This window comes from uncultured Polaribacter sp., from assembly GCF_947501385.1.
Lineage (GTDB): Bacteria > Bacteroidota > Bacteroidia > Flavobacteriales > Flavobacteriaceae > Polaribacter.
The window spans coordinates 35,129-45,431 of the sequence record NZ_CANMVP010000020.1; the positions used below are offsets into that span (position 1 = coordinate 35,129).

Consider the following 10,303-nt stretch of genomic DNA (forward strand, 5'->3'; position numbering starts at 1 on the left):
AAAAGTGCACAAATAATAATTAGGATAGAATTTATATTTTCCTTAAGTAATGGAAATAAGGCCAATCCTAAAAATGATAATTTTATTACTTTCTCTAGCCAATTATTTTTCATTAAAAATCGCTTTTTCATATAATAACTGCCAATCTTTTAATCTAGTATCCCAAGAATAGACTTTCTTAACATAGTTATAAAGAAGCTTGCCTTTTGCGTTTCTCTTTTCTAAAGACCAACTTAAAGTTTCCTTTAAAGCATCTGTTAATTCTTGTATGTTTGGGTTTATTAATTTACCACCATTTAAATTCCATTCTGGTTTCAAACCAGTATTATATGTTGTAATCATTGGTGTTTTTAGCGAAGCTGCTTCCAAATTCACCATGCCTATTACATCTGAAAATGAAGGACTTGCCATTACCCAAGCATTTTTTATTAATTTAGTTTTAACTTCTCCTTTAACCTCTCCCAAAAAAATTACTTTATCCTTTAAGTTTAATGATTCTACTACTTCTTCTAATTCTTTTTTATACTTATTAAAACCTCCTGCAATTTGAAGTTTTACTTTGTTATTGTCTATTTTTGAAAATGCTTTTATTAAAATATCAATTCCTTTAGTCTTATTAAGCCTTCCTAAGTAAAGTATATTTTTTTCCGTAAAATTTACTTTATTGTTTTGCTCTGCTATTGAAATTAAATTGGGAATTTCATCACTATTACTTTTTTTAAAAAATCTTTTTATTGTTTCTGTTTCAATAGGGGTTATGGTATGAAATACTAATGCTTTTGAAAAATACTTTTTACTTAATAGATTAAAATAAAGTTTCTTTTTTAATGTTCCTTTTTTCCAAAGCCAAGGTTGAAACATCCCATGTAAACTTAAAACCATTGGAATTTTATTTTCCACAGCAATTTTTGCACCTATATATTGTGGATATAACCAAGCACCATGAATGTGTACTACTTCTATTTTTTGTTCATTAATTATTGTAAGAATACTTTTTTTCCATTCTTGAGAATACAACCATTTGGTAGTTGATTTTACAACAAAAATAGCATCGCTTTTTTCCTTATCTGAAGCAATAATGTAAGATTTATGCCCCATTTTTTTTAAGAAAAAATCAAGATTCTTAATAACTGTTCTTAACCCTCCACTTTTAATAGAAAAATCTTCAACTATGTGTAATATCCTCATCAAAATCTTTTAAAAAAATAAGTAAAAAAAAGTAAAATTCTGGCGGAAAATAATGTCCTTCTCTAATCAACTTTACGATGAGATAAAAGAAGGTGCTTTGCCTTATTATTTTTTTATCTTTTTGAAATAAGGAAAAACTTACATAAAAAAAATAGAGTAAAAAAACAACTGCTAAAATTCCAAAATCTCCTATCAGCCTCAAAAATAATGAGTTTGCATCTGTTCTATTAATTTTAGATAATTTAAGTGTTACTAAATATTTTGGTGGTTTTATTTTCTTGTAAAATTTATCATACTCATATTGGTAACCTCCTAACCCAGCACCTATAGGTGTTTTCATAATAATTTCTTTAGCAACAAAAGCATTACTAATAAAAGCGTAGGAGCTTAAATTTGTATATTCTTTAAATTTACCAGAATTAATAGCATTTAAAGACTCGTTGGTTTCTTTTAATCTTCTTACTAATAAATTACTATCATTTTCATCTACAGATTTATTCCACTGTGTGCTTATATAGTAAATAGACGACCCTAAGACAATAATTACTAACCAAGAATATTTAATAAAATATTTTACTTTAAATAAAGGTAAAATTAAAATTAGAATTAAACCTATATAACCGATGGAAGATTTTGACAACATAACAGTAAAAACAACTATTGCCAACCTCAAATACTTTTTTCTTCGGAAAAAAAAATATGATGCAGGCAACATAATTACTGCATAATGAGCTGGTTCTGTTAATATTCCGTTCAATCTATTTACTGAGAATGCATTAATTTCAAAAAAATACATTGGTATTGCTAATACTGCAATCCAAAATGCAAAATCAAGATAGGTTTGGAATACTGTTTTAGTAGAGTAACATTTTAAAAAGTTATAGAAAAAAATACTGCTAATTGAAATCCCTATTAGTTGAGCAAATAAAGATTTAATTGGATTCCATAAGAGTAAGTAACTCAAAATACCATGTCCCAAAAGAAAACATAACAATATAATTAAATTTTTTGAAACTGTTAGTTTATGGTTTACTGACAATAATAAAGAATTAGACAGTAAAATAACGTAAAACAACTTTATATCAATAAAATAATTTATATAAAATGCTTCTGTAAAAAGAGAAAACACACTAGAAAAAATGATATATTTATCTAATAACCGCATGTAAAATATTTTTTACTTTATATTTAAAAGACCATAAAATAAAATCGGCTTTTGCCAATGTTCTATTTAAACCTATTTTAATTTTAGCGCTGGTAGTTTCTTTATAAACGTCAATTACTCTGTTATTACTTATTCCCTCACTAGACATTACTAAAATAAAATTATTGAGATAGGATGTTTTAAGTTTGTCTTTTGCCCTAAGCAGCAATTCGTAATCTGCAGCAATTTTATAATTTGTGTCAAATAATCCATATTTTTGAAAATACGCTGCATTATGAAATCCTCCTGCATGGGCAATTGTCATTTTTCGTTTAAAATCTTTCCATTTCCATGCTTTTTTGAAGCAAATTTTATGATCTATTTTTATACTAGAATGAATAAAATCCGGTTCAAAATTTAAATCTTCTATCTTTTTTTTATAGGATGCCAAAGCAATTTTTAGATAAAAATCGTCCGATCCTAAAAAAGAAATCCATTTGCCACTTGCCTCTTTTATTCCTTTATTAAATGCATCATAAATGCCAAAATCTTTTTCTGAAATCCATTTGTAAACAATTCCTTTTTTTTTAAAATCTACTTCAAAAGATTTTACAATTGCTAACGTTGAATCTTTTGAATTTCCATCTACTATTATATATTCAAAATCAGTAATAGTTTGCGCTAACACAGATTTTACAGTTCTTTTTATAGTTAAAGCACTATTGAAGGATGCTGTAACAATAGTAAATAATGGTTTGTTTATCAATTTTTTAAATCTTAATATTAAATTTTAATAGTATTCTTCTTATATAATATTTTAACAGGTAAAGAAATAAATTTTGAGTTCGTTGAGAAATTAATATTCCTTTAAAATTATTATTTTTAGTGTTAAGCATTTCTTTATCAAATAGTCTGTTTTTTCCTAGCAAATACCTATAGGGGTAATAGCCGTAATCGCTTATATCTTTTTCAAGCAATAGATTATTGTGTTTCTTACATAATAAACTTAATATAGATTGGTCATGTCTATGTGCTATAAATTCTGGGTAATTTTTTTTTCCTAATTCATTTGGGTCGTCACTCAAAATTCTACTATCTGAACAGAGGGTTTTATATTTTTCAACGAAATTTATTGACTCTTTACATTTTTTTAATAAGAAAAAAGTTCCTAAAACTTGAGAGGTTTCTGTGTATTTAACATTATCTGCGTTCATTAAAATGAAAGCATCTCTTTTAGTCCATTGTTTTTCTATTAAGGGTAACCTAAAGCAAAGGATTTCTTTATTTTTCTTTTGCATGTGTTTTACTAATGGTAAAACACTTTTTAAAAAGAACGAACCGCTATCTGCATACATTAAATAATCACCTTCATTAATTCTATTTAAAGCTTTTTCAACTATATAAGGTTTCCAAAAATAATTACCAGACCCTTTTTCTTTATATTTAAGACTTTCTTTATTTAATGATAAGCTTTGTTCGTTTATATCGCTAAAATCATATTCGATAACGTGATCAAATTTTCCAAATAGCTTAGCCGATAAAGTGTTCCATTTTTGCTTATTTCTGAATTTTTCATCTGCAAAATTAACAAGTGTTATCATAATTTTTATAAATTCTCATTTACTATTCTACTCATAAAACTAAATAAGTTGTATTTTTTTAAAATTAGTGCTCTAGCTTCGATTAATTTAGACATATTCTTTTCATGAAAATCACTCTCAACAACAGATTTTAGCTCCTCTATACTGTCTCTTTCATTAATATCTAAAGGATAAAAACTGCCTTCTGGAAAGTAATCTAACATATTTGTACAGCCATAATATATAGGCGTTGCAAAACTTAAAACTGCATCAGAAAATTTCTCACTCCAATAAAAGGGAGCTTTTTCATTTTCTATAACAAGAACATACCTGCTTTTTGAAAAAGGAAACCATTTGCCCTTTGGTGCATTATCTATATATTGTTTAAAATTTGCCCATTTAGAACCTCCATACAAGTTGAACTTATAATTGCTTTTACATAGTTTTTCTATAAAATCTGCTCTAACTTTATGCCCTTCTATACTTGTTAAGTTAGAATTTATAGTAGATAAATTAATGCTTTTTTCTGGATATTTTGCAGCTTCTAAAAAATTGTAATCTATAATCTTTTCGCTTTCTATTCTATCTGTATAATAATTACCTCCTAAATGCCAATGAACAAAAGGAGGAGATAAAATAAATTTATCATTATTTTTTTTTATAGCATGTTGATCTGTTGTAAAAACCTTTTTAAATTTTCGCACTACTTTAGGTGCAGAAAGATCTAGTTTTCTAATATATTTTGGTGGCTCTATATGTAATAAAAAACTGTTTTTTTTATTATACTTTAGTGCCTTATTTGGTTTATTTATAACAAAATCAAAATCTGGAGTTAAGTCGTTATAGAAAATAGTGTTGTTTACAATTCCAGAATTATTTGGAGTTTGATTTATTATAAAGCTGTTATAGCTAGCTGCGTTAGAAGATATTCTTACTTTTATCAAAGAATTATTTAGAAAATCTTTCCTTCTTCTTGCTCCTTTAAAATCCTCTAAAATATATTTTAAATCTTTAATTAGGTTTTTCATTATTAAAATAGCTAGGTTCATAGTTACCAAATGGTGAAATTACTGATTTTGAAGGAGTTCTTTTTCTAATAACCTTACAAGGATTTCCCACACATATTGAATACGCTGGTAAACTTTTTACTACTACAGAACCAGCTCCAACAACTGTCCCTTTTCCAATAGTCACTCCTCCTAAAATTGTTACGTTGGCACCTATCCAATTTTCGCCTTCAATAATAATTTCTTGATTTATAGTTTTGGCACTATAGTCATTTGTTTCGTGCCCACCAGAAACTATTGTTAAACCAATTGCTGTTTGAACATAATTACCAATTTCAACTTTATTAAAAGCCCATATTTTATTGAAATGTCCTAAACTTACATTATTCCCAATTGATATGTTTTTGGGATGTAAAAATCTAAATCCTAAATCTATAAAACAATTTTTCTCAATACTAATTCCAGTAATTTTTAAAATAAAAGTTCTTACAAATAAGAACGGCTTAAGATTAATAGCAAATATACTAGAGAATAAATTCAATATTGTGAAAACCCAATCCTTTAAAAATTCTAATATTTTTTTCATAATTTATTTTTACTGTAGAATCTTATCTAAAAAAGCTGTTTTTCTGTCTGAAAATATGAAATATTTTACTTGAAATATGTTTCCAATAGCAGTAATTAATAAACATATTGATGTTGCTATGATTACTCCATAAGTATTATTACCCGTAAATTTAATAAAGAAAATAGATAATGGAATGTTTAAAATCATTGTAAATATAGTCATATACATAATTAGTCTAACTTTGCTAATACCACCTAATATTGTGGAAAATATTCCTGTAACCATACTCAAGAAGGTATAAACAGCAAAAGACACTAGTAGTTCACTAGAAATAATCATTGACTCATTAATCCAAATAGTTATTATTTTTCTACCTGAGAAAACCATTATAATTAGTATTGGAAAAATTACTATTAAAGCCATTAATTGTTTTTTTACTATTTTTCTTATCCAAATAAAATCCTTTTTCACATAAGCCTCTGTATATGCAGACCAAAGAGGAATCATTATTAATGTAGATAGCATTGTAATAACACCAAAATATCTAAAAGTTATGCTATATGGAGTAACTTCTTCTGGAGATATCACATGAGATATAATTAATGTATCTGTCTGGAAAATTATTATTCCTGCTAGTTGTATAAAAAAAAATTTACCTCCTAATGAGAATAAATCTTTAACTTTATTTTTATCGAAAAAAGTAAAAGATGGTCTAAAACTTTTGTATTTTCTACTGAACATCCAAAAACTAAAAAAAACAAAAATTATAAAAGGAATTATAGTGTAAATAACTCCAATACCTAAAAGATTATCCTTCAGTTCTTCTTTAAACACTAAAAAAATCAATAGAACAATAAAATTAGAAATAGCAATAATTAGCGAAGGATAAGCTGGTTTATGGTTAGCTAATAATATTGAATTTATCAATTTTAAAGAGAATTGTGCAACTGTAATTGAGAAAAGAATAAAAATTAAATATTTAATTTCTTCTTGAAAATTTTCATTAACATTAAAAGCAGATGCCCAATTAACATAATTCCAAGGTAAATAGAATATTAATATTACTGAGATTGATAAAAAAATCATTATAATATATGCAGTACTAATGTATTCTTTACCTTCCTTTAAATTACCCCTTGCTATAGATTCAGAAAACTTATTCCTAAGTCCATTTCCAATACCAATATCAAAAATTTCTATCCATGATAAAACACTAAATATAGTAATCCATACTCCATATTTATAATTGCTTAAAATATCTAATGTTAATGGTATTAACATTAAATTTATAATCACACTAAACCCTTTTATAAAAAAAAGTGAAATAATATTAGACTTTGCTTTTATTGACCTTTCATTCCCCTTGGATATATATTGAAATATTTTGGAAAAAAAAATTTTGAAAAATATCATTTTATCTTTTTAATGAAACTTGATGTTGTATTTTGACAGTTTTATGTTATAAAGACTTTTTCAAATACCAATCATACATCATTTGTACACCACTTTCTAATTCTACTTTATGTTTCCAATCCAGATTATTTAATTTAGTAACATCTGTAACCTTACGCATGGTACCATCTGGTTTTTCTGTATTGAAAACAAATTTACCTTTAAAGCCTACAATTTTCTTTATCAAATTTGCTAAATCTTTAATCGAAATATCTCTTCCTGTTCCAATGTTGATATGGGTATTTCTTATTTCTTTTTTATCAGAAATTAAATCTTTAAAATCTACACTTTGCATTATATGAACACAAGCATCTGCCATGTCTTCTGAATATAAAAACTCTCTCATTGGTTTACCTGTTCCCCAAACTTCAACAGCCCCTTCTGCGCTATGCACATCTTCCCCAAAAGGGGAGAATTGAAAGACACCAAACTTCTCTAAAATCTTTAAAATTTCATTTTTATCATTTTTCCCTGAAATGTTTTTTATAGGATTTTTATTCAAATCTTTTCGAACGCCTTCCCAGTTATCCTCTAATATCAACTTTGCCAAATGAATTTTACGAATTAAAGCTGGCAAAACATGCGATTTTTCTAAATCAAAATTATCATTGGGTCCGTATAGATTTGTTGGCATTACAGAAATAAAATTGGTGCCATATTGCAAATTATAACTTTCACAAAGCTTAATACCAGCAATTTTAGCGATCGCATAGGGCTCATTGGTATATTCTAAAACATCTGTTAATAGAGACTCTTCTTTAATGGGTTGCGCTGCATTTTTTGGATAAATACAAGTACTTCCTAGGAATAGTAATTTTTTAACGCCAGAAACATAACTCTGGTGAATTACATTATTCTGAATCATTAAATCATGATAAATAAAATCTGCTCTATACCTATTATTTGCAACAATACCCCCAACTTTTGCCGCTGCTAAAAAGACATAAGTTGGGTTTTCTTGTGCAAAAAAAGCTGCGGTTGCTTGCTGATTTGTTAAATCTAGTTCTTTGTGTGTTCTAGTAATAATATTGGTATGCCCTTTTTCTTGAAGATTCTTTAAAATGGCACTCCCCACCAAACCTCTATGACCTGCAACAAATATCTTATCGTTCTTATTCATAATTGTTGAGAATATCGTGCCCCCCTTTTTTAAGATACATTTCTTTTTTCATTAGATTTACATCATTCTGCATCATATCTTTTACTAAATCTTGCAGGGTGAATTCTGGAACCCAACCTAATTTTTGTTTTGCTTTTGTGGCGTCTCCTACTAATAAATCTACTTCTGTAGGTCTGTAATAATGAGAATCTATCGCTACAACTTCTTTACCAATTTCGACAGTATATTCACTGTTGGAACATGCTTTTATATATCCTTTCTCTTCTGTACCTTCTCCTTTAAATTCTAAACTTATACCTACTTGAGCAAATGCCATATTTACAAAATCTCTAACAGTGGTTGTTTTTCCTGTTGCAATTACCCAATCTTCTGGTTCTTTTGCTTGCAAAATCATCCACATCATTCTTACATAGTCTTTTGCATGACCCCAATCTCTTTTTGCATCTAAATTCCCTAGAAAGACTTTGCCCTGCATACCTAAAGCAATTTTAGAGACTGCTCTCGTAATTTTTCTGGTAACAAAAGTTTCTCCTCGAATTGGAGATTCGTGATTAAATAAAATTCCGTTACAGGCAAATAAATTATACGCTTCTCTATAGTTTACTGTAATCCAATAGGCATATATTTTTGCTACTCCATAAGGACTTCTTGGATAAAATGGCGTTGTTTCTGTTTGAGGTACTTCTTGCACTTTACCGTATAATTCTGAAGTGGAAGCTTGATAGATTTTGGTCTTTTTCTCTAGGTTTAAAATTCGTATCGCTTCCAACAATCTTAAAGTACCTAAACCATCTACATTTGCAGTATACTCTGGTGTTTCAAAAGAAACGTGTACATGACTCATTGCAGCGAGATTGTAAATTTCATCGGGTTTTACTTCTTGAATAATTCTAATTAAATTAGAAGAATCTGTCATATCCCCATAATGTAAAAACAAACTTCTGTTTTCTATGTGTGGATCTTGATACAGATGGTCGATCCTTTGGGTATTAAAACTAGAAGCTCTTCTTTTAATTCCATGAACTTCATAACCCTTTTTAAGTAATAATTCGGTTAGATAGGCGCCGTCTTGTCCTGTAATTCCTGTAATTAAAGCAACTTTTCTCATTTCTAAGAATCTTTTTTGGTATAAGTTTAATACACAAACATACGATTTTGGTGCTAAAAATGAATAAGAATTTGAATTTTTAGAAAATGAAAATCAATAGCACTAATTCTTTTGTAAATTATACCATCTTTATAAGACTTCATTAAAATTGATAATTGATTTTTTAATTTCAATTACTGAAAAATATAATACTTCTGAGTACATCTTGCCGAACTTGCACTTCGAACAAAATCGAACCCTAAAGTAATCATATGCGAACCCACATTAAATGCTTGTGTTTTGTTGGTGTTGATTCCAAAACCATAAGAGGCATATAAATTTCCTCTTTTTAAACCTACAATTGGCGCGATGCTGTTCGGGTTTAAAAATTGATCATTTAAGAAATTATAGCTTACACCAGCCCAGATATACCCATTGCTTGTTCTTTTTCTTAATTTAAGATTAAAATCGGTTCTAGACCTTTGGTCAGCCTCAAAATATTCAACCAGAATAGAAGGTTCTAGCTCATAATTAGCGGAAAATTTATTGAAAATATAAGAATTAAAAAGAGAAAACCTTCTGAGCACTAAGGGTTCTCCGTTTGCAAAAGTATCATCATCTTTATTTAAAAGGTTCGAAATATTTAAACTAACGCTATAATGATTAAAACGATATAAAAAACTGACATCAAAATTGGAAGAATTTACACTTCTATTATCTACCACAGAAGAATCTGGTCCATTAAAATTATCGGTGTCAATTCTAAACATATTGTAACTATAGGTAAAACCAAATGAGAAAAAACTATCATTCAGACGACTTAAAGTCAAATGACTGGCAAAAGTAAGTTTTACTCCTTGCTGGGTCGTATTTCCATTGCTGTCATTAAACACCACCAAACCACCTCCAAAACGGTCTGCTATTCTACTTTCTAAAGAAAAAGATTGGGTGTCTGGTGCATCTTTTACACCGAGCCATTGCGATAATCCGTTGACTCTAATTCTTAATCCTGAACCAATTCCTGCATACGCAGGTGTGATCATAAAAGGATTATCACCCATATAATTTAAATATTGTGGCAAATTATTTTCTTGTCCAAAAATAGAGCCGTTTGCTATCAAACAAATAACGAGTATATATAATTTCTTCATCGGTGC

10 protein-coding genes are annotated in these 10,303 nt (G+C 28.0%); all 10 read right to left on the bottom strand.

The window, feature by feature from the left end; genetic code table 11:
- Positions 1-102: 102 nt before the first annotated feature.
- Positions 103-1,188 (bottom strand): glycosyltransferase, encoded by a 1,086-nt coding sequence (locus tag Q0998_RS13420; RefSeq protein WP_299670558.1) that lies wholly within the window; start codon positions 1,186-1,188, stop codon positions 103-105.
- Positions 1,166-1,945, bottom strand: a complete 780-nt coding sequence (locus tag Q0998_RS13425) for a hypothetical protein (protein ID WP_299670560.1) — start codon at positions 1,943-1,945, stop codon at positions 1,166-1,168. The genes Q0998_RS13420 and Q0998_RS13425 overlap by 23 nt, the downstream gene beginning before the upstream one ends.
- Before the next feature lie 391 nt (positions 1,946-2,336).
- Positions 2,337-3,098, bottom strand: a complete 762-nt coding sequence (locus Q0998_RS13430; protein ID WP_299670562.1) for a glycosyltransferase family 2 protein — start codon at positions 3,096-3,098, stop codon at positions 2,337-2,339.
- A 4-nt stretch (positions 3,099-3,102) separates the two neighbouring features.
- Positions 3,103-3,933, bottom strand: coding sequence for a hypothetical protein (locus tag Q0998_RS13435; RefSeq protein WP_299670564.1), 831 nt, complete (start codon positions 3,931-3,933; stop codon positions 3,103-3,105).
- Positions 3,934-3,938: 5 nt separating this feature from the next.
- Complete coding sequence (locus Q0998_RS13440) at positions 3,939-4,940, bottom strand: hypothetical protein (protein ID WP_299670566.1); 1,002 nt, start codon at positions 4,938-4,940, stop codon at positions 3,939-3,941.
- Positions 4,924-5,505 (bottom strand): acyltransferase, encoded by a 582-nt coding sequence (locus tag Q0998_RS13445; protein WP_299670568.1) that lies wholly within the window; start codon positions 5,503-5,505, stop codon positions 4,924-4,926. The genes Q0998_RS13440 and Q0998_RS13445 overlap by 17 nt, the downstream gene beginning before the upstream one ends.
- Positions 5,506-5,514: 9 nt before the next feature.
- The gene (locus Q0998_RS13450; RefSeq protein ID WP_299670570.1) at positions 5,515-6,900 is read right to left on the bottom strand and encodes an MATE family efflux transporter; all 1,386 of its coding nucleotides are present in this window, start codon (positions 6,898-6,900) and stop codon (positions 5,515-5,517) included.
- Between the two features lie 46 nt (positions 6,901-6,946).
- A complete protein-coding gene (locus tag Q0998_RS13455; protein ID WP_299670572.1) occupies positions 6,947-8,059 on the bottom strand; it encodes a GDP-L-fucose synthase in 1,113 nt (370 codons plus the stop codon).
- Positions 8,052-9,167 carry a GDP-mannose 4,6-dehydratase gene (gmd, locus tag Q0998_RS13460; protein WP_299670574.1) on the bottom strand — a complete coding sequence of 372 codons (1,116 nt, stop codon included), beginning with the start codon at positions 9,165-9,167 and terminating at the stop codon, positions 8,052-8,054. The genes Q0998_RS13455 and gmd overlap by 8 nt, the downstream gene beginning before the upstream one ends.
- Positions 9,168-9,340: 173 nt before the next feature.
- The gene (locus Q0998_RS13465; protein ID WP_299670576.1) at positions 9,341-10,297 is read right to left on the bottom strand and encodes a type IX secretion system membrane protein PorP/SprF; all 957 of its coding nucleotides are present in this window, start codon (positions 10,295-10,297) and stop codon (positions 9,341-9,343) included.
- Between the last annotated feature and the right edge of the window lie 6 nt (positions 10,298-10,303).